We start from the raw sequence: 23633 nt of genomic DNA, 5'->3' as shown, positions 1-23633 counted from the left end.
ATGCGCTATTCGGTCGAGGCGCCCGGGTTGGCTCCGGACGCACTCCGTGTGCTTTAGGCTCGCGACCGAAGCGGCGAGCCCGCGATACTTACAGGATGTAACCGCGCTCGTTGTGCTGAGCCAGGTCGAGCCCGACCGACTCTTCTTCCTCGCTGACACGCAGGCCCATGACCACGTCGATGACCTTGAGGATCACGTAAGTGACGATGGCGGTGTAGATCACGGTGAAGGCGACGCCTTTGAACTGGATCCACACTTGTGCCGCGATGTTCTCCACCTCGCCGAAGCCACCCAGTGCCGGAGCGGCGAACACGCCGGTCAGCAGAGCGCCGACGATACCGCCGACACCATGCACGCCGAATACGTCCAGGGAGTCGTCGTAGCCCAGCTTGCGCTTGAGGCTGGTGGCACAGAAGAAGCAGATGACGCCGGAGGCCAGGCCGATGATCATCGCGCCCATAGGGCCGACGGTTCCGGCGGCTGGGGTGATGGCGACCAGGCCGGCAACCACGCCGGAAGCGATACCCAGCGCGCTCGGTTTGCCGTGGGTGATCCACTCGGCGAACATCCAGCTCAGGGCAGCGGCGGCGGTGGCGATCTGGGTAACCAGCATGGCCATGCCGGCGGTGTCGTCAGCCGCGGCCGCGGAGCCGGCATTGAAACCGAACCAGCCGACCCAGAGCATGGCGGCACCGACCAGGGTGTAGCCCAGGTTGTGCGGCGCCATGGCCACGCTCGGGAAGCCCTTGCGCTTGCCCAGCACGATGCAGGCGATCAGGCCAGCGATACCGGCATTGATGTGCACCACGGTGCCACCGGCGAAGTCCAGCACGCCCCAGTCCCACATCAGCGCACCGTCGCCACTCCAGACCATGTGCGCGATCGGCGCATAGACCAGGGTGAACCAGACGGTCATGAACACCAGCATGGCCGAGAACTTCATGCGCTCGGCGAAAGCGCCGACGATCAGGGCCGGGGTGATGATGGCGAAGGTCATCTGGAAGGTGACGAATACGCTTTCCGGGAAGGCCTCCGTCAGCGAATCCTTGGTCAGGTTGCCGAGGAACATGTTGCCCAGGCCGCCCACGAAGGAACTGAAGTTGGTCACGCCGGCTTCCATCCCGGTGGTGTCGAACGCCAGGCTATAGCCGTAGGCGAACCACAGCAGGCTCATCAACGCGGTGATGGCGAAGCACTGCATCATCACCGACAGGACGTTCTTGGAACGCACCATGCCAGCGTAGAACAACGCCAGGCCGGGAATGGTCATGAACAGCACCAGAGCGGTGGCGGTCAGCATCCAGGCCGTGTCACCGGAATTCAGCGTCGCTTCCTGGGCCATGGCCAGGCCCGGGAAAAACAGGGACGAAAGGGCTCCAAGCCCTGCGATTCTTCGCAGAGTCATGATTTAACTCCTGGGACGTATGGGGGTGGGGGCGGAGCTTAGATCGCGTCGGTATCGGTTTCGCCGGTACGGATGCGGATCGCCTGTTCCAGGTTGACTACGAAAATCTTGCCGTCACCGATCTTGCCGGTGTTGGCAGCTTTGGTGATGGCTTCAATGACACGATCCAACTGATCGTCGGCGATGGCCACGTCGATCTTTACCTTGGGCAGGAAATCGACGACGTATTCGGCGCCGCGGTACAGCTCGGTGTGACCCTTCTGACGACCGAAGCCTTTCACTTCGGTAACGGTGATGCCTTGCACCCCGATTTCCGACAGCGACTCGCGAACGTCGTCCAGCTTGAACGGCTTGATGATGGCAGTGACTAGTTTCATGAAACTCTCTCCCGTGTAAGGTGGACTTGCCCCAGGAATTCTTACCCCGTCGCAAGTCTAAGCTCAGTGTCTGGCTTTTGTATGCATCGGTTGCCAACACAGGCTGATCCGATACCACCAACCGCTCCCGGCGAAACATTCCCCGCCCGCACGATACAACCGAACCGCATCAGTGCATGGGTCATGAGCGACTAAGCAGAAAGCTTGCCAATACCGACAAAGCGCCTCATTTCAGGACGTTACGGGAGCGTGGAGGCTTAACGGGAAATATCCCCAGCAGCCGACGCACCAGAACGGCGCCAAACCGCACCCCGCACCGCACGCTATTGGTGCAAACACCTCGACCCGTTCACAAAAACCGCCGTGCTACACTGCCGCCAATCGTTTCCGGAAGGTTCCCATGCTGCCACCCAAAGCTCTGCTCGACGCCCTCAGCAGCCAGGCCACACGCCTGCTCAGCGGTGATAATCCCTTGCCACGCAGCGAGATCGAGAGCCAGCTCAAGGCTCTGTTGCAAGGCACCTTCAGCAAGCTGGATCTGGTCAGCCGCGAAGAGTTCGATAGCCAGATGGTGGTTCTGGCCCGCACTCGTGCTCGCCTCGAGGCCCTGGAAGCCAAGGTCGCAGAAATCGAGTCGCGCACCACGCCAGCGCAGCAAACACCGGTCGAGTAACCTGCTCGGCACGATCAAGGAGTGATCGATGTCATTGGCCATAGTCCATAGCCGTGCCCAGGTCGGCGTAGACGCCCCAGCCGTTACCGTCGAGGCCCACCTGGCCAACGGCCTGCCATCCCTGGCGCTGGTCGGCTTGCCGGAAACGGCGGTCAAGGAAAGCAAGGATCGCGTGCGCAGTGCCATCCTCAACTGCGCGCTGGACTTCCCGCCTCGTCGTATTACCTTGAACCTGGCGCCAGCCGATTTACCGAAGGACGGCGGCCGTTTCGACCTTGCCATCGCCCTGGGGATTCTGGCTGCCAGCGGCCAATTGCCGGCGGATTCCCTCATCCCACTCGAATGCCTTGGCGAACTGGCACTGTCCGGCACGGTACGTCCGGTGCAAGGCGTGCTGCCCGCTGCCCTGGCGGCTCGAGAAGCTGGGCGCACCCTTGTGGTGCCCAGGGAAAATGCCGAGGAAGCCAGCCTGGCATCAGGGCTTACGGTACTGGCTGTCGATCATCTTCTGGAACTGGTCGCCCACTTGAACGGCCAGACACCGCTGGCCCCGTATCAGGCTCAGGGGCTGCTGCGCCAGGCTCAGCCCTACCCGGATCTGGCCGAAGTACAGGGACAAATCGCCGCCAAGCGTGCTCTGCTGGTCGCTGCCGCTGGCGGTCATAACCTGTTGCTCAGTGGCCCGCCCGGCACGGGCAAGACGCTGCTGGCCAGCCGTCTACCCGGCTTGCTGCCACCGCTGACCGAGGAAGAAGCGCTGCAGGTGGCAGCGATTCGTTCGGTAGCCAGCCATACGCCCTTGCAAAGCTGGCCGCAGCGTCCCTTTAGGCATCCCCATCACAGTGCATCGGGGCCAGCACTGGTGGGTGGAGGCAGTCGTCCTCAGCCAGGAGAAATAACGCTTGCCCATCACGGCGTATTATTTCTGGACGAGCTACCCGAGTTCGATCGGCGCGTCCTTGAGGTCTTGAGAGAGCCCCTCGAAAGCGGTCATATCGTGATCGCCCGGGCTCGCGACAAAGTCAGCTTCCCCGCCAGGTTCCAACTCGTTGCGGCAATGAATCCATGCCCCTGTGGTTTTCTCGGCGACCCCAGCGGCCGTTGCCGCTGTGGCCCGGAACAGATCCAGCGCTACCGCGGCAAGTTGTCCGGCCCGCTGCTCGACCGTATCGATCTGCATATCACCGTGGCGCGGGAAAGCACGGCCCTCAGCGCACCGCAGGACAGCGGCGAAAGCACTGCTACGGCTGCGGCGCGGGTTGCGGCAGCACGGGATATCCAGTTGCGGCGCCAGGGTATTGCCAATGCCTTTCTCGACCTGCCGGGGCTGCGTGAGCACTGCGCGCTAGGCGACACCGACCGCCAGTGGCTGGAGCACGCCTGCGAACGCCTCACCCTGTCACTGCGCTCCGCTCACCGCGTGCTCAAGGTCGCGCGCACGCTGGCGGATCTGCAGGCGCACACCGAGATAAGCCGCCAGCACCTGGCAGAAGCCCTGCAATACCGCACCAACTTGTGAGGTGTGCAGAAATAAGCTGAACGAAACGACAAGCAAACCTATCGATAGCTGTCACATTCAAGAACCTGACTATCGGGATGGTACACTGCCTGGCCTTCCGCCCTTGGCGGCCATCCGATAAACAGAGTCGCATCGCCATCCGCTCGTCTGCCTGATCTGGCCTAAGCTCGAACAGGTATGCGCGTACATCATGGACTGACTCAGACCAAGGAGAGCTAGCTCAATGGAGGCACCTCTGTCTTCTCGCTCCACCCTCAACCCGCCGGTATTCTTCGGCTCGACCTTTCTGATCGCCTGCCTGGTGATCTACAGCACCGTGTTCAAGGACAACGCCCAGAGCGTGTTCGGCGCTACCCAGGCCTGGATCATCGAGAACGCCAGCTGGGTTTATATCCTGGCTGTGGCCCTGATCCTGCTGTTCGTGGTGTTCCTCGCCGTGAGTCGCTACGGCGACATCAAGCTTGGCCCCGACCACAGCGAACCCGAATACAACAACACCACCTGGTTCTCCATGCTGTTCTGTGCGGGCATGGGTATCGGCCTGATGTTCTTTGGCGTGGCCGAACCGGTGATGCACTTCATCGACCCGCCAGTGGGCGACCCGCAGACCGTCCAAGCAGCCAAGGAGGCGATGAAACTGACCTTCTTCCACTGGGGTCTGCACGCCTGGGCAATCTATGCCATCGTCGCGCTGATCCTGGCTTACTTCGCCTACCGGCATAATTTGCCGCTGACCCTGCGCTCGGCGCTCTATCCGCTGATCGGCGACCGTATCTACGGCCCCATCGGCCATGCGGTGGACATCTTCGCGGTGATCGGCACCGTGCTCGGCGTAGCCACTTCGCTGGGTTACGGCGTGCTGCAGATCAACACCGGCCTCAACCATCTGTATGGTTTACCGACCACGACAACCGTGCAGATCGGCCTGCTGATCTGCACCATGGGCCTGGCGACCATTTCGGTGGTCAGCGGTCTGGACAAGGGGATTCGCCGTCTTTCCGAGTTGAACATGTTGCTGGCCGTGGGCCTGCTGCTGATCGTGCTGGTGCTCGGCCCCACCGTGTTCATCCTGCAGACCTTCGTGCAGAACACTGGTGGCTACCTGTCGGAGATCGTCAGCAAGACCTTCAACCTCTACGCGTATGAACCAACCGACTGGATCGGCGGCTGGACGCTGTTCTACTGGGGCTGGTGGCTGTCCTGGTCACCCTTCGTTGGCCTGTTCATCGCGCGTATTTCCCGTGGCCGCACCATTCGCCAGTTCATCAGCGGCGTGCTGGTCGTGCCAGCCGGTTTCACTCTACTGTGGATGACCGTGTTCGGTGATACCGCCATCCATATGATCATGGTCGATGGCATCACCGACCTGGCAGAAGCCGTAGACAAGGATAGCGCTCTAGCGCTGTTCGCGTTCCTTGAGCACTTCCCACTATCAATGATCCTGTCGCAGATCGCGGTCTTGATGATCGTGGTGTTCTTCGTCACGTCAGCTGACTCGGGCGCCATGGTGGTGGATATGCTGGCGTCCGGTGGGCAAGATCAGACACCCGTATGGCAGCGAATTTTCTGGGCCGTGCTGATGGGTGTAGTTGCCGCTTCGCTACTGTTGGCCGATGGCCTCAAGGCGCTGCAGACCGCGACCATCGCCAGTGCCCTGCCCTTCGTGGTCGCGCTGATGGCATCGATGTGGGGCCTGCTACGCGCCCTGCAGCTGGACGCGGCCAAGCGCAACCTGCGCGATCAGGTTTCGCTCAGCTCGCGTAGCAGTACCAGCCCGGGCGGCTGGCAGCGTCGTCTGCGCAGCATGGTCATGCTGCCACGTCGCTCCCATGTGAATCGCTTTATCAGCGAGACCGTCGTGCCGGCCTGCCAGCAGGTCGCCGAAGAGCTGCGCAAGCAGGGCCGTGAAGCCAGCGTAGAGAGCGGCGAAGACGGCCGCGTAACACTATCGGTCAGCCATGGCAGCGAAGCGGACTTCCATTACCATGTACGCCCACGCGCCCTGATCCAGCCAAGCTTCGTGATGCGCGACACCCGCGATGACACCAACGAAGAGCGCAAGTACTTCCGCGCCGAAGTCCACCTGGACGAAGGCGGTCAGGATTACGACGTGATGGGCTGGAATCGCGAAGAAGTGATCGGCGATATCCTCGACCAATACGAGCGTCATATGCACTTCCTGCATCTGACCCGCTAAGGCGTCACGCAAAACAAAACGCCCGGGCCGATGCCCGGGCGTTTTCGTTCTGGCTTGGTATTCCTATCGCCAGGCGCCTCCAGCTGGCGGCGATCTGCCCTACCCAGAGAGGTAGGCGCCCCCGGTTCCTACAGACAACGGCAGTGGAGTACTTGCCGACACTCTTCAGAAAAGACAATGCCCGCCCTGCTGACGCAGACGGCGGGCATTGCTTGTCGACCAAACGGGCTCAATGAGCGGGCTTGGCCTCCGGGCGAGCGACGATCGCTGCCTGGCTTTCTTCCATGACCTGCTGAATCGACTTGCGCCGACGCTCTTCCGCACGGTGGGCGAAGAACCACACCAGGAAGGTGGCGAAGGACACCGCCAGCAGGATCAGGCTGGCCACGGCGTTGATCGCCGGAGTAACGCCCAGGCGTACCTTGGAGAACACCTCCATCGGCAGCGTGGTGGCGCCAGGACCGGACACGAAGCTGGCCAGCACCAGATCATCCAGGGACAGGGCGAAGGACATCATGCCGCCGGCCATCAGCGAGGGCGCGATCATCGGGATGGTGATCAGAAAGAATACCTTCCACGGCCGCGCACCAAGATCCATGGCGGCTTCCTCGATGGACAGATCCAGCTCGCGCAGACGCGCCGACACCACCACTGCCACGTAGGCCGAGCAGAAGGTGGTGTGGGCGATCCAGATGGTCATCATGCCGCGCTCTGCAGGCCAGCCGATCAGTTGCGCCATCGCCACGAACAGCAGCAACAGCGACAGGCCGGTGATCACTTCCGGCATGACCAGCGGTGCGGTGACCAGCCCGCCGAACAGTGTGCGCCCCTTGAAACGGTGAACCCGGGTCAGCACGAAAGCCGCCAAAGTGCCCAGTGCCACCGCAGCGATCGCCGTGTAGCAGGCGATTTCCAGGGAGCGCCACACTGCGCCCATCAGTTGCCGGTCATCGAGCAGGCTGACGTACCACCTGGTCGACCAGCCGCCCCATACCGTTACCAGCCGCGAGGCGTTGAACGAATAGATCACCAGGATCAGCATCGGCAGGTAGATGAATGCGAAACCGGCCCAGAGCATGAAGGTGGAGAAACGGAAACTTTTCATGCCCGTCCCTCCATCTCTTTGGCTTGGTTCCTGTTGAACAGGATGATCGGAATCAACAGCAACGCCAGCATCACCACCGCCAGGGCGGATGCCACCGGCCAGTCGCGGTTGTTGAAGAATTCCTGCCACAACACCTTGCCGATCATCAGGGTTTCCGGGCCGCCAAGCAGCTCTGGGATGACGAACTCGCCCACCACCGGAATGAACACCAGCATGCAGCCGGCGATGATGCCGTTTTTCGACAGCGGCACGGTGATTTTCCAGAAGCTGTTGAAGTTGCTCGAACCGAGATCCGACGCGGCCTCCAGCAGGCTCTGATCGTGCTTCACCAGGTTGGCGAACAGCGGCAGGATCATGAACGGCAGGTACGAATAGACGATACCGATATACACCGCCGTGTTGGTGTTGAGGATCTGCAGCGGTGAGTCGATCAGGCCAATGCTCTGCAGGAAGCCATTGAGCAGACCGTTGTTGCTGAGAATGCCCATCCAGGCATAGACGCGGATCAGGATCGCGGTCCAGGTCGGCATCATCACCAGCAACAGCAGAACCATCTGGGTTTCTTTATTCGCCCGAGCGATGGCGTAGGCCATCGGATAGCCGATCAACAGGCAGGCAACGGTACTGAAGAAGGCGATCTTCAGCGAGCCCAGATAGGCCGCCAGGTACAACTCATCTTCGGTGAGGAAGATGTAGTTACCCAAATTCAGCACCACCTGCAGGGTGTTATCCACCCAGGTGTAGATCTCCGTGTAAGGTGGAATCGCCACGTCTGCTTCGGCGAAACTGATCTTCAGGACGATGACGAACGGCAACAGAAAGAACAAAAACAGCCAGATGAACGGGATGCCGATCACAAGGTGTCGGCCGTTAGGCATACGCTTGGTCAGGCTGCTCATCTTCATGACTGCAACACCACGCCGCTGTCGTCTTCCCAGAACACCACCACCGGGTCGTCCCAGGTCGGCCGCTTGCCACGTCGCTCGGCGTTGGCGATGAAGCACTGCACGATCTGCCCCGAAGTCAGCTTGACGTAATAGACCGAGTGGCCGCCCAGGTAGGCGATATCGTGAACGCTGCCATGGCTCCAGTTGTAGTCCGGATGCTCATGATCGCTGGGCAGTTGCGTGGCCATCAGCAATTTTTCCGGGCGCAGCGCATAGGTGACCTGGGTCTCCTGGGCGCGGGTGGTAATGCCATGGCCGATGTAGATCGGCTTGTCCAGCTGTGGACAGTTGATCACCGCGTGGTCGGTGTCATCGTGAACGATCTGCCCTTCGAACAGGTTGACGTTGCCGATGAACTCGCAGACCAGGCGACTGGCCGGCGTCTCGTAGATATCGATGGGGCTGCCGATCTGGGCGATCCAGCCCAGGTGCATGATGGCGATACGCTGGGCCATGGTCATGGCCTCTTCCTGGTCGTGGGTCACCATCACGCAGGTCACGCCCACGCGCTCGATGATCTCCACCAACTCCAGTTGCATCTGCGAGCGCAGCTTCTTGTCCAGCGCGCCCATGGGCTCATCGAGCAACAGCAGCTTGGGCTTCTTCGCCAGGGAGCGGGCCAGGGCCACCCGCTGACGCTGGCCACCGGACAGCTGATGGGGCTTGCGCTTGGCGTACTGGCTCATCTGCACCAGCTTGAGCATCTCGGCCACGCGAGCTTCGATCTCTTCCTTGGGCAGCTTGTCCTGCTTGAGACCGAAGGCGATGTTGTCGGCCACGCTCATGTGCGGGAACAGCGCGTAGGACTGGAACATCATGTTGATCGGCCGCTCGTAGGGCGGCATGTCGGTGATGTCCTGGCCGTCGAGGAAGATACGCCCCTCGGTCGGCCGCTCGAACCCGGCGAGCATGCGCAGCAGGGTCGACTTTCCCGAACCGGAGCCACCAAGCAGGGCGAAGATCTCGCCCTTGTTGATGGTCAGCGATACGTCTTCGACAGCGATGGTCTCGTCGAACTTCTTGGTCACACGCTCGATCTTGACCAGCACCTCTTTCGGTTGCTGACTCCCTTCGATGACCTTCTTATAGGTACTGGAAGCAACTGCCATTACCAAACTCCCGCAGCAAAAATGGCGCCCGGCAAGAGCCGGGCGCTAAACAGGCCGTTGAAAAACGTAGCCGAGGCAGCCGATGCGAGGCAAAAACGGGCGAAAAAGCGGAGTGTACGAGGAGTACATGAGCATTTTGAGCTTGTTTTTAACGAAGCAACGGCAACATAGGTAGTTTTTCAACGGCCTGGTCATGGGTTTATCTTCCGGACTTAATCTTCGTCCAGCTTCGCGTCATCAGGCGCTGCGCCGTGGGCGGCAGTTCGGCTGAGATGTACAACTTGTCCAGAACGGCCTGCGGTGGGTACATCGACTCGTCCTGACGAATGTCCTGATCCATCAGTTCCCCAGCCTTGGTGTTGGGATTGGCATAACCGACATAGTCACTGACCTCGGCGATCACTTGCGGATCGAGCAGGTAGTTGATGAAGGCATGGGCCTGCTCGACATTGCTGGCATCCTTGGGGATGGCGAGCATGTCGAACCACAGGTTGGCGCCCTCCTTGGGAATCGCATAGGCGATTTCGACGCCCTTGCCGGCCTCCTCGGCACGATCGGCCGCTTGCAAGACGTCACCCGAGTAACCGAGCGCCACGCAGATATTGCCGTTGGCCAGATCGCTGATGTATTTCGAGGAGTGGAAGTAACTCACGTAGGGCCGCACTTCCAGCAACTTGGCCTCGGCCTTGGCGTAGTCATCGCTACTCTGGCTGTTCGGATCGAGGCCCAGGTAGTTGAGTACCGAGGGGATCATCTCGTCCGCCGAGTCGAGGAAGGAGACGCCACAGGTGGCCAGCTTCTTCATGTTCTCCGGCTCGAACAACACGGCCCAGGAATCGATTTCGTCGACGCCCAGCACTTCCTTGACCTTGGCGACGTTGTAGCCAATGCCGTTGGTACCCCACAGATAAGGCACCGCATATTGATTGCCCGGATCGTTGCTTTCGAGCTGCTTGAGCAGCGCCGGGTCGAGGTTGTTCCAGTTCGGCAACTTGCTACGGTCGAGCTTCTGGAAAGCGCCCGCCTTGATCTGCTTGCCGAGGAAATGGTTGGACGGCACCACCACGTCGTAGCCGCTACGGCCCGCGAGCAGTTTGCCTTCCAGGGTTTCGTTGGAGTCGAAGACGTCGTAGACCGGTTTGATGCCCGTGGCTTTCTGGAACTCGGCCAGGGTGTCCTCACCGATGTAATCGCTCCAGTTGTAGATATGCACGGTACCGTCCGCATGTGCCAGGGTTGCCAAGCCAACCGAAAGCGCGGTCGTTGTCAGGATCTTGCCCAGGGAAAAATGCACAGGTCGTCCTCTTCTTGTGAATCATCACCAATCGGTGACGCATCGCGGTTTGAGTGAGCATCGCGACTGAGCCGCAACGTTCGACAGGCGGCGCTCCGCCCGTTATCCCTGCTGGAGCGCGAACCGCGGCGCAAAACGCCGCCGCGGTTGCTGCTTGATCAGCGACCGGACTTGATCTTCGTCCAGCTGCGGGTCATGGCGCGCTGGGCAGCCGGTGGCAGGTCAGGGAAAGCGTACAGCTTGGTCATGGTCTCCTCGCTCGGGTAGATGCCCGGGTCGTTACGGATATCCTCATCCACCAGCGGCGTAGCCTTGAGGTTACCGTTGGGGAACTGCACTTCGTTGGTGATTTCGGCCATGATTTCCGGCTTCATCAGGAAGTTCATGAAGGCGTAGGCCGACTCGACGTTTTCCGCATCGGCCGGGATGGCCACCATGTCGAAGAAGGTACCGGCACCTTCCTTCGGAATGTTGTAGGCCACCTGAACCTTGCCACCGGCTTCTTCAGCACGGGACTTGGCCTGGTACACATCACCCGAATAACCCACGGCTACGCAGAGGTTGCCGTTGGCCAGGTCGGAAATGTACTTGGAGGAGTGGAAGTAGGTGATCGACGGACGGATCTTCAGGAACAGCGCCTCGGCTTCCTTGAGCTCCTGCGGATCGGTGCTGGTCGGCTCATAGCCCAGGTACTGCAGGGCGATCGGCAGAACCTCGGTCGGTGAGTCGAGGAAGGAAACGCCACAGGATTTCAGCTTCTCGATGTTTTCCGGCTTGAACAGCAGATCCCAGGAATCGACCGGGGCGTTCTCGCCCAGCACGGCCTTGACCTTTTCCGGGTTGAAGCCGATACCGATCGAGCCCCACATGTACGGGAAGGCGTACTGGTTGCCCGGATCGCTGACCTCGACGGTTTTCAGCAGGGCGGTATCCAGGTTCTGCCAGTTCGGCAGCTTGGATTTGTCCAGCGGCTGATAGACCTTGGCCTTGATGTGCTTGGCCAGGAAGTTGTTCGACGGCACCACGATGTCGTAACCGGACTTGCCAGCGAACAGCTTGGCTTCCAGGGTCTCGTTGGAATCGAAGACGTCGTAGACGACCTTGATGCCGGTCTCCTTGGTGAACTTGGCCACGGTATCCGCAGCGATGTAGTCCGACCAGTTGTAGACGTTCAGTACCTTGCTATCAGCCTGTGCCATGCCGGCCATGGTGCCGGCCAGCGTCACGGCTAGCAGAGTCTTGCCGAAAGTCTTGATCATGCGGTTCAGCTCCATTTGTGGTGTTGATTATCCGGGTTGCCACGCATTGCCGCGTGATCCCTTTTGTTGGCCGGCGCAGTCTGGCGATAACCGCCCTGTTGCTCAAGCCAGTAAAGCACGGGCGGTGAGATCCAGGCATTTGCGGGCCTTTTCCACCAGCTCGTCGATTTCCGTCTTGCTGATCACCAATGGCGGCGAAATGATCATGGTGTCGCCAACGGCGCGCATGATCAGCCCGTTCTCGAAGCAGTGACCGCGGCAGATCATGCCGACAGCCTTGTCGCTTGGATAACGCTCGCGGGTCTGCTTGTCCTTCACCAGTTCGATGGCGCCGAGCATGCCGACTCCACGCACCTCCCCCACCAGCGGGTGATCCGCCAGCTCACGCAGTCGTTTCTGCAAATACGGTGCCGTTTCTTCTCTGACTCGCTCGACGATCTTTTCTTCGCGCAGAATTCGAATGTTTTCCAGCGCCACCGCCGCCGCTACCGGATGCCCGGAGTAGGTGAAACCGTGGTTGAAGTCGCCCCCTTCGTTGAGCACCTCGACGATTTCGTCACGCACCACCAGACCCCCCATTGGCACATAGCCGGAGGTCAGGCCCTTGGCGATGGTCATCATGTCCGGCGCGTTGCCGTAGTAATCGCTACCGAACCACTCACCGGTGCGGCCGAACCCACAGATCACCTCATCGGCGACGAAGAGGATTTCGTACTTGGCGAGGATCTCGCGCACCTTCGGCCAGTAGCTGTCCGGCGGAATGATCACGCCGCCAGCGCCCTGGATCGGCTCGGCGATGAACGCCGCGACGTTGTTCTCGCCGACGTCGAGAATCTTCTTCTCCAGCTCCTCGGCCGCCCAGATACCGAAGGCTTCCGGGGTCATGTCCCCCCCTTCACCGAACCAGTACGGCTGGGCGATATGCACGATGCCAGGAATCGGCAGGCCGCCCTGCTCGTGCATGCCCTTCATACCGCCCAGGCTGGCACCGGCGACCGTGGAGCCGTGGTAGCCGTTCTCGCGGGCGATCACCACCTTCTTCTCGGGCTTGCCCTTGAGCGCCCAGTAATGGCGCACCATACGCAGCATGGTGTCGTTGCCTTCGGAGCCGGATCCCGTGAAGAACACGTGGTTCATGCCCGCCGGGGTCACCTCGGAGAGCGCCTTGGCCAGTTCCAGCACTGGCGGGTGAGCGGTCTGGAAAAAGGTGTTGTAGAACGGCAGCTCGCGCATCTGCTTGCTGGCGGCCTCGACCAGTTCTTCACGGCCATAGCCGATGGCGATGCACCACAACCCGGCCATGCCATCGAGGATTTTGTTGCCCTCGCTATCCCACAGGTGCACACCCTCGCCGCGGGTGATGATGCGCGGGCCCTTCTCGGCCAGCTGCTTGAAATCGCTGAAAGGCGCCAGGTGATGGTCGCGGCTCATCGCCTGCCATTGCTGGGTCTTCGGGTTGTTTGCCGTCATATACACCTCATCTATATACGGGGCCGTGCGGATCGCGCGCCAGCCCCGGCTGAATCAGACCGAGAGCAGCAGGAACTCGCGTTCCCAGGAGCTGATCACGCGCTTGAAGTTCTCGTGCTCGGCACGCTTGACCGCCACGTAGCCGCGAACGAACTTGTGGCCCAGGTACTGCTCGACCACCTGGCAGGTTTCCATGCGCTCCAGCGCGGCTTCCAGGGTCAGCGGCAGGCGCAGGTTGCGGCGTTCGTAACCACGACCCACGACCGGTGCGCTCGGCTCGATGCCCTCGACCATGCCGATGTAACCGCACAGCAGGCTGGCCGCCAGGGCCAGATAGGGGTTGGCGTCGGCGCCAGCCAGGCGGTTCTCGACCCGGCGGTTCTGCGGCGTGGCGTCCGGCACGCGCAGGCCCACGGTGCGGTTCTCCTCGCCCCACTCGACGTTTACCGGCGCCGAGGTGTCCGGCAGGAAGCGGCGGAACGAGTTGACGTTGGGAGCGAACAGCGGCAACAGCTCAGGGATGTATTTCTGCAGGCCGCCGATGTGATGCATGAACAGCTCGCTCATCGAGCCGTCTTCATTGGAGAAGATGTTCTTGCCGGTGTTCTTGTCGATGATGCTCTGGTGCAGGTGCATGGCACTGCCGGGCTCGTCGGTGATCGGCTTGGCCATGAAGGTCGCCGCCACGTCGTGCTTGAGCGCCGCTTCACGCATGGTGCGCTTGAACACCAGAATCTGATCGGCCAGGTGCAAGGCTTCGCCGTGACGGAAGTTGATCTCCATCTGCGCCGGGCCTTCTTCGTGGATCAGGGTGTCCAGATCCAGGCCTTGCAGCTCGCACCAGTCGTACATGTCTTCGAACAGCGGATCGAATTCGTTGGCCGCATCGATGGAGAAGCTCTGCCGACCGGTTTCCGGACGCCCGGAACGGCCCATCGGCGCCACCAGCGGGAAATCCGGATCGCTGTTGCGCTTGGTCAGGTAGAACTCCATCTCCGGCGCCACGATTGGCTGCCAACCCTTGTCGGCATAGAGCCGCAGCACTTTCTTGAGGATGTTGCGCGGCGACAGCTCGATCGGGTTGCCTTGCTTGTCGTAGGTGTCGTGGATCACCTGCGCGGTCGGCTCGATGGCCCAGGGCACGATGAACACGGCGTTCTCGTCCGGACGGCAGATCATGTCGATATCAGCCGGGTCGAGCAGGTCGTAATAGACGTCATCTTCGACGTAATCGCCGGTCACGGTCTGCAGCAATACGCTTTCGGGCAGGCGCATGCCCTTTTCGTCGAGGAATTTGTTGGTCGGCGAGATCTTGCCACGGGCGATACCCGTCAGGTCGCTGACCAGACATTCGACTTCGGTGATCTTGCGTTCTTTCAGCCAGCTGGAAAGCTGGTCCAATTTGGTACTCATAGAGACCTCAGGGTTTATGAAACCGGCATCCTCGGCCGGCTCGACATGCCCCACGCTCTAACGAACCTCGATTGGAGGTTCGTTGGAACACAGGATAATTCGGGTTGCCACGCAGCCTCCGGCAAGCGCCCGGCACGCACAGGCGTGCGAGCGAGACCGCCACGCTCGGAAAGCGCTGTTTTGCCACACTGCCCACGACTGTAACCGACCTTTGTTGCACTCGACAGAGCCAGCTGCAAAGCGCGGGCCGCTACACGATGGCGCGAGCCGGTATGACAAAAAGCAAAAGCGCATTCTCGGTTTAACGAACGATATGAAGCACGACGCAATTCTGGGTGGCGAGGCAAGGTGACTGGGAAAGGATAGGGAATGCTGACAGGGTGTGCAGATTTTCGAGCGGGACGAGCAACCTGGGCTGACCCGCTCAGGCAGCAGGCTGGATGACGAGCAGTCGCACCCTGATGATGATCGTCGCCAGCGTCTGAGTCAGGGTACGCCCCGAACTGCGCGGCACAAGCAATGACGCTGGAGAGCGGCATGCAAATCATGAAACACCCGTATTGTTGGATTATCAGGGGTTCGACCGAGCTTATCCTTGTTCATTTTTTTATACAACACGGCAGCATCAGCTCACGGCCCACTCATATGCATGACAAGAATGCTGCCGGGGTTTACGTTTCGAAATGAGCTGAAACGCCCTGAAAATGGCCACTGCGCTCTTCTTTAGGGCAGCATCGCCTTATCTTGACAGTACCTGGCGTTTGGGATTGACTCCCGGTGTGTCAGTAATTGATTGATATTTTTAACAACATAGGTGTTGCATCATGTCGGTACCCCCGCGTGCCGTTCAGCTTAATGAAGCGAACGCGTTCCTCAAGGAACATCCTGAGGTTCAGTTCGTCGACCTTCTGATTGCAGATATGAATGGCGTGGTGCGTGGCAAGCGCATCGAACGCGCCAGCCTCCACAAGGTGTATGAAAAGGGCATCAACCTGCCCGCCTCGCTGTTCGCCCTGGACATCAACGGCGCCACCGTGGAAAGCACCGGCCTCGGCCTGGACATCGGCGATGCCGACCGTATCTGTTTCCCCATCCCCAATACCCTGTGCAAGGAACCCTGGCAGAAGCGCCCGACCGCGCAATTGCTGATGACCATGCACGAACTGGACGGCAGCCCCTTCTTCGCCGACCCCCGTGAGGTATTGCGCCAGGTGGTGCAGAAGTTCGACGAACTCGGCCTGATCATTTGCGCAGCCTTCGAACTCGAGTTCTACCTGATCGACCAGGAGAACGTTAATGGCCGACCACAACCACCGCGCTCGCCCATTTCCGGCAAGCGCCCGCATTCGACCCAGGTCTACCTGATCGATGACCTCGACGAATACGTCGACTGCCTGCAGGACATGCTCGAAGCCGCCAAGGAACAGGATCTGCCGGCCGACGCCATCGTCAAGGAAAGCGCCCCGGCGCAGTTCGAGGTCAACCTGCACCACACCAAGGACGCGCTCAAGGCCTGCGACCACGCGCTGCTGCTCAAGCGCCTGATCAAGAACATCGCCTACGACCACGAGATGGACTCGACCTTCATGGCCAAGCCCTACCCGGGCCAGGCGGGCAACGGCCTGCATGTACACATCTCGTTGCTCGACAAGAAGACCGGCGAGAACATCTTCGCCACCGACGATCCAGAGCAGCATGCACCGCTGCGCCATGCCATCGCCGGCATCCTGGAAACCATGCCCGCTTCGATGGCGTTCCTGTGCCCGAACGTCAACTCGTACCGGCGTTTCGGTGCCCAGTTCTACGTGCCGAACGCGCCGAGCTGGGGCCTGGATAACCGTACGGTGGCCGTGCGCGTGCCGACTGGCAGCAGCGATGCCATTCGTATCGAGCACCGCGTAGCCGGCGCCGATGCCAACCCGTACCTGATGATGGCCTCGATCCTCGCCGGTATTCACCACGGCCTGACCAACCAGTTGGAGCCAGGCGAACCGATCGAGGGCAACTCCTACGAACAGTTGGAGCAGAGCCTGCCGAACAACCTGCGCGATGCCCTGCGCGAGCTGGACGACAGCGAGGTGTTGAACAAGTACATCAGCCCGGATTACATCGACATCTTCGTTGCCTGCAAGGAAGCCGAGCTGCAGGAATTCGAGACCACCATCTCGGATCTGGAATACAACTGGTACCTGCACACGGTCTGATGCTCTGTGGCTTCACGCCTCATCGCTCGAAGCCACTGTTAGGGTCTGTTGACGTTTCAACGCGAGCCGTGCGTGAAACGTCAACAGACCCTACAACACCTGCTGAGATAGACTTCTGCCTATTTCAGCCGCGCCTTGCCTCGGAGTACTACATGTCGACCCTAACCACTTCACCCCGCGCCGATGGCTTTCGTATGCCAGCTGAATGGGAACCGCACAGCCAGACGTGGATGGTCTGGCCGGAGCGTCCGGACAACTGGCGACTGGGCGGCAAGCCCGCACAACACGCGTTCACCGCTGTGGCCAGGGCCATCGCCGAATTCGAACCAGTGACGGTCTGCGTATCCGCCGGACAATACGAGAATGCCAGTGCGCACCTGCAACACGAGCGTATCCGTGTCGTGGAAATGACCACCGACGACGCCTGGGTACGCGATACCGGGCCGACTTTCGTGACCAGCGCGCGCGGTGAACTGCGCGGCGTCGACTGGGGCTTCAATGCCTGGGGTGGTTTCGAGGGTGGTCTGTATTTCCCCTGGCTGCGCGACGACCAGGTCGCCAGCAAGATTCTTGGTCTGGAAGGCTGCGACGGTTACCGCACCGAAGGCTTCGTGCTCGAAGGCGGCTCGATTCACGTCGATGGCGAAGGCACCCTGATCACCACCGAGGAATGCCTGCTCAACCACAACCGCAATCCGCACCTGAACCGCGAGCAGATCGAAGCCGTGCTGGCCGAACACCTGGCCATCGACAAGGTCATCTGGCTGCCGGATGGCCTGTACAACGACGAGACCGATGGCCACGTCGACAACTTCTGCTGCTACGTACGCCCAGGTGAAGTGCTGCTGGCCTGGACGGACGATCGGGAAAACCCCAACTACCCGCGCTGCCAGGCCGCCCTGCACGTGCTGGAGAATACCCGTGACGCCAAGGGTCGTGCCCTGACCGTGCACAAGATGCCGATTCCCGGCCCGCTGTATGCAAGCGAGGAAGAATGCGCCGGAGTCGACCGCGTGCTCGGCAGCCAGGAACGTAGCCCGGAGGTACGCCTGGCCGGCTCCTACGTGAACTTCCTGATCGTCAATGGCGGCATCGTCGCGCCAAGCTTCGATGACCCCAGGGACGAGGAAGCCAAGGCCATGCTCGAACGCCTGTTTCCCGAGCATCGCGTGGTCATGGTGCCGGGCCGGGAGATCCTGCTGGGAGGCGGCAATATCCACTGCATCACCCAGCAGCAGCCACTGGCGCAGAAAGGCTGAACAGCCACCGCCGGGATCAGCGGCCGGTCACTCGGCCGCTTCCACTTCCTCCATGACCAGCGCCGGCTCGAAGGGCGCCGGCCGTGGCGTGTCATTGGTCGAAGGCGGCAGCATCGGCACAGCGAACGCCGGTTGCTCGCCGGTCAGGGTCTTCAGGAAAGCGGTGATGGAGCCGATCTCCCCCTCGCTCAACTGGCGCCCCAACTGCAGACGCGCCATCACGTCCACGGCCTTCTCCAGCTCCCAGTAGGCGCCATCGTGGAAGTAGGGGTAGGTCAGCTCGACATTGCGTAGCGTCGGTACCTTGAACAGGAAGCGGTCGGTATCCTTGCCGGTCAGACCGGCCACGCCCTCGGCGGGATTGTCGGTCTGGTAGGCCTCCACCAGGCCCATCTTCTGGAAGGAATTGCCGCCCATGGCCGGGCCGTTGTGGCAGGCCACGCAACCGATCGACTTGAACAGCTGATAGCCCTCCAGCTCGGCCGAGGACAAGGCCGCATCATCGCCCTTGAGCCACAGGTCGAAACGCGAGTTGGGCGTGACCAGGGTCTTCTCGAACTCGGCAATGGCATCGGTCACCGCATCCAGGGTGATCTCCTCGCTCTGGTAGACCCGCTTGAAGGACTCACGGTACTGCGGGATGGAGCGCAGCACGTCGATCGCCAGGATATGGGTGAAGGCCATTTCCTTGGGGTTGGCGATGGGGCCGGCGGCCTGTTCCTTGAGATCGGCGGCGCGACCGTCCCAGAACTGCGCCAGGTTCAGGCTGGAGTTGAGTACGGTCGGTGAATTGATCGGCCCCTGCTGCCAGTGGTGACCAATGGAGGTGGGCAAGTTGTCGCTGCCGCCCATGCTCAGGTTGTGGCACGAGTTGCAGGAGATGAACCCCGAACGCGACAGGCGCGGGTCGAAGAACAACTGCTTGCCCAGCTCGACCTTGGCGCTGTCGGTGGCCGTATAGGGCTGGATGGGTGAAACCGGCTCGTCGCTTCGTGGCACGGACCAGGCATCGAGACTCAGGCAAAGTCCCGCGATCAACAGAGAAATACTGCGCATGGAGAGCTCCTCGTTCTATCAGGCTTATTGGCCATCCCACGATGAGCGCAGTAGCAAGGCTGGCTTTTGACGGGGGTCAACCCTTGCCCTTAAACCATACAAAAACAAAGGATATACGCGCGCGTCATGTTGTCGCTCAAACAAAAGCCCGGAACCAGTCCGGGCTTTTGCATTGATACGAGCCGCAGCGTGGCGCGGCTCGGCACTCCAGCTTAGAGCAGCGGGATGCTGTAGCTGACGATCAGGCGGTTCTGATCGACGTCACCGGACGAGGTCTGGCTACGCAGAGCGGCGTTACGCCAGGCGAAGCCCACACCTTTCAGAGCGCCTTCCTGGAGCACGTAGCTGAGGGTCAGGTCACGCTCCCACTCTTTCTGGTCGCCGCCCACCGCCTTGATGTTGTCGCCCTTCATGTACAGTACGTTGGCGGTCAGGCCGGGAACACCGATCTTGCCGAAGTCATAGCCATACTGGGTGATCCAGGTACGCTCGCCGGCACGGCCGAAGTTGGTGATCTGGCGGTCGGTGATCAGGTAGGTAGTAGCACCACCCTGGCCTGGGATCGAACCCTGGTTCAGCTGGATGAAGTTGCTATCACCGGAAACCTGCTGGTAGCCGGCGCTCAGGGCATGGCCTTCCAGGCTGTAGGTGAAGAAGGCGCTCCAGGTGCGGTTGTCCACTTCACCGGTCGTGACACCATTCCCGTAGTAGCCGCTGCCCAGGTAACCGTCGGCCCGACCGGCCACACTGCCGTTCTTGCCGTCGGAGCCGGTGTCGAAATAGCGCAGATCGGATTTCAGCGAGCCAGCACCCAGCGCCAGCGTGTGGGTCAGACCCAGGAAGTGCTGCTTGTAGAAATCATCCAGATTGCCGTAGTAGTACTGAACCAGCAGATCCTTGTTGATCTTGTAGTCGGCACCGCCATAGTAGAACTTGTTGCTGTCCGCACCGGCACCGGCGCCAGCGATGGCCAGCGAATCAGTGTTGCTCGACGCACGCCCCTTGGAATGCTCCAGCTGACCCAGGATCAGGGTCAGGTTGTCAATTTCATTCGAGGTGATCTGCGCACCCTCGAAGGTCTGCGGGATCAGACGGCCATCGTTGAAAACCACGACCGGCAGCTTCGGCTGCAGGGTACCGATCTGGGCGATGGTCTTGGAAACGCGAATCTTGCCAGTCAGGCCCAGGCTGCTGAATTCGTCTACGGCGCTGTTGTCGCTGTCCGTCGGGAACAGGACACCGGGAGTACGGCTACGACCCGCCTTGTTGGTGCGGCTACCGGAGTCCAGCTTCACGCCCAGCAGGCCCAGCGCATCGACGCCGAAACCCACGGTACCCTCGGTGAAACCCGATTGCAGATTCAACTGGAATGCCTGACCCCATTCCTTGTTGCTCGGGCTATCGCTGTCACGGATATCGTTATTGAAATAGAAGTTACGCAGATCCAGCTTGGCCGTGCTGTCTTCGATAAAGGCAGCGTTAGCAGCGTTGCCCAGGGTCAGACCCAGAGTACCGACTGCTACGGCCAGCGCCAGGGAAGTTTTTTTCATCGTGATATCTCCAGTGTCTTTTCTTTTATTGGTTGCAGCACATCGGTCTGATGGGTGATGCCTCAACGGCACTAAATCAGCCGAATTCGGGGCACGACCGTCGGGCACCAGGCAGCCATAAAGACGCCACAGGTAACCTGGACGGCAGCACGAAAGCGCTCAGGAATGAAGGAATTGAAAGCGAAGGCGGCGGAAAAAGGGCATCGTTCGGTTCTCTGTATTGTTATTGTCGGCCGCTGTCTGGCCGTTACTGAATGGAATCTAGCACAGCAGGTTATGTGCCATGAACGACTGAAGTCGCATAACAACCAATATTTCAACATGTTACCGAAAATAGCGAGATAACCAGCGGCCGCTCAACTGGAGAAATGAGCAATTAGCCGCCGATAAAAAGGCAGCGCTGGGCGACTTTCCGCCACCATCAGCTCGTAACGATCTGGTTTTTTCCCTGGCGCTTGGCCTGGTACATGGCCGCGTCGGCACGGGCGTAGAGCACATCGAGCCCAGGATCACCGCTGCGCAGCGAGGTCAGTCCCTGGCTAACGGTGATGCCGAATGCGTTGCCCTCATGATTGAAAGCCAGGCGCTGGATTTCTCGCTGCAGGCGCTGGGCGATCTGCGACGCCAGCTCCGGTTCGCAGCCTGGAAACAATGCAGCGAACTCCTCGCCACCGATACGCCCGAACAGATCGCCGCGGCGCAAGACCGAGCTGGCGCAGCTGGCCAGTTGTTGCAGCACCTGGTCACCGACCTGATGGCCATAGCTGTCGTTTATGTGCTTGAAGTCGTCCAGATCCAGCAGCAGGAAGGCCAACGGCTGTCCCTGACTACGGGCCAGTTCGAACTCACCCTGAGCGCATTCGAAGAAGTGCCTGCGGTTGCTGCTCTGGGTCAGCACGTCAGTGGTAGCCAGGCGATGCAGCTCACCTTCGAGCTGCTTCTTCTCGGTGATGTCTTCGGCGATGCCGAAGATGATCGGCGACGCCAGGCTGTCGCTGTGACGGCCGATAAAGCACTTGTCGCTGAGCCAGCGAATCTCGCCATCTGCCCGAATGATACGGTACTCGCGGGCCTCGACTGCACCGGTATCCAGCACCTGGGCCATACTCTGCGCGGCGAATTCCAGATCGTCAGGGTAGATGCTGTTGAGCCATTCGCCGTAATCGGCCAGCAATAGCCCCGCCGAGCGCCCGAAGACCCGCTCATAGGCCGGGCTGACGTAAATGATCTGCTGGGTTTCCCAATCGAACGCCCAGAGCACAGCGTTGACGCTACCCAATAAGGTGCTGAACAGCTGCTCCCGCTCACGCAAACGGGTACCTTCCGCGCGGCTGTGCAACAGCGCCATGGTCAGCTCTTCCAGGTCGATAGTGCCGAGTTCATCCATATACCGATCCTGAGCAACGTCGAGTTGATTGCGGTGGGTTGCCAAGCGGGATCAAAAAAGCCCGCCGAGTGGCGGGCTTTTAGGTGGCAACCGGGTCAACTGCTATGACCGTCGGTGCTCCGGGCGGTTCACAGCCCCGTGTACGATTGCGTACCAGATCACACTGTGGCGGGGCGCAGGGAGTAGGTTTTGAGCTGCTCGGCAAAATCGCGCAGGGACTGAATGCCACTGGCTTCGGCGTCCTGCACCCAATGTTTCATCGCTTCGAGCATGTCGTGACCATTGGCACTGGTCTTGGCCCATATCAGCTGGAGCGCCAGGCGTTTCTCGTAGATGACCTTGAGCGCCTGGCTATGCGCCAGCATGGCGTCGATATGCACCTGCTGCTTGTCGTGCAGTAGGCTCGGCTCCCGCGACAGCAGCCGCTTGGCGCGACGGAACTGGTGACGCACGGACTCGTCGGCCTTGGCCAGCTCCTGCTTGACCAGCGGGCCGATTACCAATTTGCGGTACTGGGCCATGATCTGGAAGCGGTTGTTGAGGATCGCCATGGCGGTGTCCATGTCCAGAATCCCCTTGCCAGGAACCCGGTGAGCGATCGGCGCAACCCGCTGCACCTTGGCCAGGCGCAGGAAGCTGAACAGGCGTATCCAGGCCCAACCCATGTCGAATTCCCAGCGTTTGACTGACAGCTTGGCCGAGTTGGGATAGGTGTGATGGTTGTTGTGCAACTCTTCGCCGCCCACGATGATGCCCCAGGGCACCAGGTTGGTGGCCGCGTCGCGACACTCGAAGTTGCGGTAGCCCACGGCATGGCCGAGGCCGTTGATGACACCGGCGGCCCAGAACGGAATCCACATCATCTGGATCGCCCAGACGGTAAGGCCCAGCGCGCCGAACAGTGCCACATCGATGATCAGCATCAACGCGATACCGCCTATGGGAAACCGCGAGTAAATCTTGCGCTCGACCCAGTCATCAGGGCAATTCTTGCCGTAAATACGCAAAGTGTCCTGATTCTTCGCCTCTTCGGCATATAATTCGGCACCTTTACGCATTACCGTCCCCAGTCCCTTTACCACCGGGCTGTGGGGATCTTCAGCGGTTTCGCACTTGGCGTGGTGCTTGCGATGAATGGCCGTCCATTCACGGGTGTTCATGGCGGTGGTCAGCCACAGCCAGAAACGGAAGAAATGCTTGAGCGCAGGATGCAGTTCCAGAGAGCGGTGCGCCGAATAACGGTGCAGATAGACCGTTACGCTGACGATGGTGACGTGGGTCATCAGCAAGGTGACGATGATGAGCTGCCAGACCGACAGGTCGAGAAAACCGTTGTACCACATAGGTAGGGGCACCTCATTACAGAGAAAGACGCAGTGCGGCCGAAAGGCCAGCTCCCGCATTATCAA

Annotated in this window: 18 protein-coding genes; 5 read left to right on the top strand and 13 right to left on the bottom strand. The window is 60.5% G+C overall.

What is annotated here, in order from left to right; translation table 11 throughout:
* Window positions 1-88: 88 nt before the first annotated feature.
* Complete coding sequence (locus tag DNK10_RS24225; RefSeq protein WP_131178274.1) at window positions 89-1405, bottom strand: ammonium transporter; 1317 nt, start codon at window positions 1403-1405, stop codon at window positions 89-91.
* 38 nt (window positions 1406-1443) lie between these two features.
* Window positions 1444-1782, bottom strand: a complete 339-nt coding sequence (gene glnK, locus DNK10_RS24220; protein WP_003096476.1) for a P-II family nitrogen regulator — start codon at window positions 1780-1782, stop codon at window positions 1444-1446.
* A gap of 400 nt (window positions 1783-2182) precedes the next feature.
* On the opposite strand from glnK, the gene DNK10_RS24215 reads away from it, so the two are divergent.
* The 3 genes from DNK10_RS24215 to DNK10_RS24205 all read left to right on the top strand — a co-directional run bounded on the left by DNK10_RS24215 (window position 2183) and on the right by DNK10_RS24205 (window position 6171).
* Window positions 2183-2455: an accessory factor UbiK family protein gene (locus tag DNK10_RS24215; RefSeq protein ID WP_131193319.1), complete on the top strand. Its 273-nt coding sequence runs from the start codon at window positions 2183-2185 to the stop codon at window positions 2453-2455.
* Window positions 2456-2483: 28 nt separating this feature from the next.
* A complete protein-coding gene (locus tag DNK10_RS24210) occupies window positions 2484-3974 on the top strand; it encodes a YifB family Mg chelatase-like AAA ATPase (RefSeq protein ID WP_131193318.1) in 1491 nt (496 codons plus the stop codon).
* A 223-nt stretch (window positions 3975-4197) separates the two neighbouring features.
* Window positions 4198-6171 carry a BCCT family transporter gene (locus tag DNK10_RS24205; protein ID WP_131193317.1) on the top strand — a complete coding sequence of 658 codons (1974 nt, stop codon included), beginning with the start codon at window positions 4198-4200 and terminating at the stop codon, window positions 6169-6171.
* Window positions 6172-6400: 229 nt separating this feature from the next.
* Here the strand turns inward: DNK10_RS24205 and DNK10_RS24200 are convergent, their stop codons facing one another.
* The 7 genes from DNK10_RS24200 to DNK10_RS24170 all read right to left on the bottom strand — a co-directional run bounded on the left by DNK10_RS24200 (window position 6401) and on the right by DNK10_RS24170 (window position 14768).
* Window positions 6401-7276, bottom strand: a complete 876-nt coding sequence (locus DNK10_RS24200; protein WP_131193316.1) for an ABC transporter permease subunit — start codon at window positions 7274-7276, stop codon at window positions 6401-6403.
* Complete coding sequence (locus tag DNK10_RS24195) at window positions 7273-8181, bottom strand: ABC transporter permease subunit (RefSeq protein ID WP_131178279.1); 909 nt, start codon at window positions 8179-8181, stop codon at window positions 7273-7275. The genes DNK10_RS24200 and DNK10_RS24195 overlap by 4 nt, the downstream gene beginning before the upstream one ends.
* Window positions 8178-9332 carry a polyamine ABC transporter ATP-binding protein gene (potA, locus tag DNK10_RS24190; protein ID WP_131178280.1) on the bottom strand — a complete coding sequence of 385 codons (1155 nt, stop codon included), beginning with the start codon at window positions 9330-9332 and terminating at the stop codon, window positions 8178-8180. The genes DNK10_RS24195 and potA overlap by 4 nt, the downstream gene beginning before the upstream one ends.
* 199 nt (window positions 9333-9531) lie before the next feature.
* Complete coding sequence (locus DNK10_RS24185; RefSeq protein ID WP_131193329.1) at window positions 9532-10614, bottom strand: polyamine ABC transporter substrate-binding protein; 1083 nt, start codon at window positions 10612-10614, stop codon at window positions 9532-9534.
* 170 nt (window positions 10615-10784) lie between these two features.
* Window positions 10785-11885: a polyamine ABC transporter substrate-binding protein gene (locus DNK10_RS24180; protein WP_131193315.1), complete on the bottom strand. Its 1101-nt coding sequence runs from the start codon at window positions 11883-11885 to the stop codon at window positions 10785-10787.
* Between the two features lie 102 nt (window positions 11886-11987).
* Complete coding sequence (locus tag DNK10_RS24175) at window positions 11988-13355, bottom strand: aspartate aminotransferase family protein (protein ID WP_131193314.1); 1368 nt, start codon at window positions 13353-13355, stop codon at window positions 11988-11990.
* Window positions 13356-13409: 54 nt separating this feature from the next.
* A complete protein-coding gene (locus DNK10_RS24170; RefSeq protein WP_131178283.1) occupies window positions 13410-14768 on the bottom strand; it encodes a glutamine synthetase family protein in 1359 nt (452 codons plus the stop codon).
* Window positions 14769-15592: 824 nt separating this feature from the next.
* Here DNK10_RS24170 and DNK10_RS24165 point away from each other — a divergent pair.
* Both DNK10_RS24165 and aguA read left to right on the top strand, forming a co-directional pair.
* Window positions 15593-16972, top strand: coding sequence for a glutamine synthetase family protein (locus DNK10_RS24165; protein ID WP_131178284.1), 1380 nt, complete (start codon window positions 15593-15595; stop codon window positions 16970-16972).
* A 152-nt stretch (window positions 16973-17124) separates the two neighbouring features.
* Window positions 17125-18231, top strand: a complete 1107-nt coding sequence (aguA, locus tag DNK10_RS24160; protein ID WP_131193313.1) for an agmatine deiminase — start codon at window positions 17125-17127, stop codon at window positions 18229-18231.
* A gap of 27 nt (window positions 18232-18258) precedes the next feature.
* Here aguA and DNK10_RS24155 read toward each other — a convergent pair whose 3' ends face one another.
* From DNK10_RS24155 to desA, 4 genes are all read right to left on the bottom strand, one after another.
* On the bottom strand, window positions 18259-19287 hold the full coding sequence (locus DNK10_RS24155) for a cytochrome-c peroxidase (protein WP_131193312.1): 1029 nt from the start codon (window positions 19285-19287) through the stop codon (window positions 18259-18261).
* Window positions 19288-19499: 212 nt separating this feature from the next.
* Entirely contained in the window at window positions 19500-20837 is a 1338-nt protein-coding gene (locus DNK10_RS24150; protein WP_131193311.1) for an OprD family porin, read from the bottom strand.
* 421 nt (window positions 20838-21258) lie between these two features.
* Complete coding sequence (locus DNK10_RS24145) at window positions 21259-22224, bottom strand: GGDEF domain-containing protein (protein ID WP_131193310.1); 966 nt, start codon at window positions 22222-22224, stop codon at window positions 21259-21261.
* A gap of 158 nt (window positions 22225-22382) precedes the next feature.
* On the bottom strand, window positions 22383-23567 hold the full coding sequence (desA, locus tag DNK10_RS24140; protein ID WP_131193309.1) for a delta-9 fatty acid desaturase DesA: 1185 nt from the start codon (window positions 23565-23567) through the stop codon (window positions 22383-22385).
* Window positions 23568-23633: the final 66 nt, after the last annotated feature.

The sequence above is a fragment of the Phytopseudomonas daroniae genome (assembly GCF_004327275.1).
GTDB lineage: Bacteria > Pseudomonadota > Gammaproteobacteria > Pseudomonadales > Pseudomonadaceae > Aquipseudomonas > Aquipseudomonas daroniae.
This window is presented reverse-complemented; position numbering and strand designations above follow the sequence as displayed.

What these genes read in the sequence shown, in the direction of transcription:
- DNK10_RS24205 (WP_131193317.1), top strand. Translation starts at nt 4,198, where the DNA reads ATGGAGGCACCTCTGTCTTCTCGCTCCACCCTCAACCCGCCGGTATTC.
- DNK10_RS24170 (WP_131178283.1), bottom strand. Translation starts at nt 14,768, where the DNA reads ATGAGTACCAAATTGGACCAGCTTTCCAGCTGGCTGAAAGAACGCAAG.
- DNK10_RS24215 (WP_131193319.1), top strand. Translation starts at nt 2,183, where the DNA reads ATGCTGCCACCCAAAGCTCTGCTCGACGCCCTCAGCAGCCAGGCCACA.
- DNK10_RS24195 (WP_131178279.1), bottom strand. Translation starts at nt 8,181, where the DNA reads ATGAAGATGAGCAGCCTGACCAAGCGTATGCCTAACGGCCGACACCTT.
- DNK10_RS24210 (WP_131193318.1), top strand. Translation starts at nt 2,484, where the DNA reads ATGTCATTGGCCATAGTCCATAGCCGTGCCCAGGTCGGCGTAGACGCC.
- DNK10_RS24200 (WP_131193316.1), bottom strand. Translation starts at nt 7,276, where the DNA reads ATGAAAAGTTTCCGTTTCTCCACCTTCATGCTCTGGGCCGGTTTCGCA.
- DNK10_RS24155 (WP_131193312.1), bottom strand. Translation starts at nt 19,287, where the DNA reads ATGCGCAGTATTTCTCTGTTGATCGCGGGACTTTGCCTGAGTCTCGAT.
- DNK10_RS24180 (WP_131193315.1), bottom strand. Translation starts at nt 11,885, where the DNA reads ATGATCAAGACTTTCGGCAAGACTCTGCTAGCCGTGACGCTGGCCGGC.
- DNK10_RS24150 (WP_131193311.1), bottom strand. Translation starts at nt 20,837, where the DNA reads ATGAAAAAAACTTCCCTGGCGCTGGCCGTAGCAGTCGGTACTCTGGGT.
- DNK10_RS24145 (WP_131193310.1), bottom strand. Translation starts at nt 22,224, where the DNA reads ATGGATGAACTCGGCACTATCGACCTGGAAGAGCTGACCATGGCGCTG.
- DNK10_RS24165 (WP_131178284.1), top strand. Translation starts at nt 15,593, where the DNA reads ATGTCGGTACCCCCGCGTGCCGTTCAGCTTAATGAAGCGAACGCGTTC.
- aguA (WP_131193313.1), top strand. Translation starts at nt 17,125, where the DNA reads ATGTCGACCCTAACCACTTCACCCCGCGCCGATGGCTTTCGTATGCCA.
- glnK (WP_003096476.1), bottom strand. Translation starts at nt 1,782, where the DNA reads ATGAAACTAGTCACTGCCATCATCAAGCCGTTCAAGCTGGACGACGTT.
- potA (WP_131178280.1), bottom strand. Translation starts at nt 9,332, where the DNA reads ATGGCAGTTGCTTCCAGTACCTATAAGAAGGTCATCGAAGGGAGTCAG.
- DNK10_RS24225 (WP_131178274.1), bottom strand. Translation starts at nt 1,405, where the DNA reads ATGACTCTGCGAAGAATCGCAGGGCTTGGAGCCCTTTCGTCCCTGTTT.
- DNK10_RS24175 (WP_131193314.1), bottom strand. Translation starts at nt 13,355, where the DNA reads ATGACGGCAAACAACCCGAAGACCCAGCAATGGCAGGCGATGAGCCGC.
- desA (WP_131193309.1), bottom strand. Translation starts at nt 23,567, where the DNA reads ATGTGGTACAACGGTTTTCTCGACCTGTCGGTCTGGCAGCTCATCATC.